This window comes from Priestia sp. P5_B4 (genome assembly GCF_056400385.1).
Window position 1 is genome coordinate 1 of sequence record NZ_JBFULJ010001473.1, and the last position, 579, is coordinate 579.

Genomic DNA, 579 nt, shown 5'->3' on the forward strand with positions numbered 1-579 from the left:
TGGATCAATGGCGACCACCGTGCCATCTTCCCGTCGAACGGCACCTACACGATCACGCTCGGCGCGGCGATCACCGCGGGCGACCTCTCCCCGCTCGGTGGCGCGGTGACGCTCACGGGCACCACGCTCGCGCTGACGGGCACGCCGGTGCTCGATGGCGGCGGTGCGCTTGTCATTGCCTCGACGCTGGCCGGCACGGTCGGTTTCACGAAGTCGGGGTTGGGGTCCGTCGATCTCAGTGGTTCGAAGACGTTGACCGGGGCGATCGACGTCGCCGCCGGCACGCTGCAGGTCAGCGGTACTGCGTGGACGGGCGCAGGTCCGGGCACCGTCACCGTACGCAATGGCGCAATCCTGAACCTTTCCGGCCCGGGCGTGCTCGGCACCGATACGTCCGCGGCGCGACTCGTGCTCGAGGGAGGTGGCCGCATCAACGCCATCGGCGGCGCACTGCAGGCTTACGACACGACACTCACCGGCGGTGCGCCGTCGATCTCCAACAACGGATCGTGGAACGGCAATTACGTCCTGACCGCGCCGACCACGCTGACGCTGCACGGCGGCATCTACGGGGGCAAC

Annotated in this window: 1 protein-coding gene; it reads left to right on the forward strand. The window is 68.7% G+C overall.

What is annotated here, in order from left to right; genetic code table 11:
* Positions 1-579: hypothetical protein (locus tag AC1DRF_RS31680; protein WP_477742785.1), on the forward strand; the 579-nt coding region annotated here is incomplete at both ends.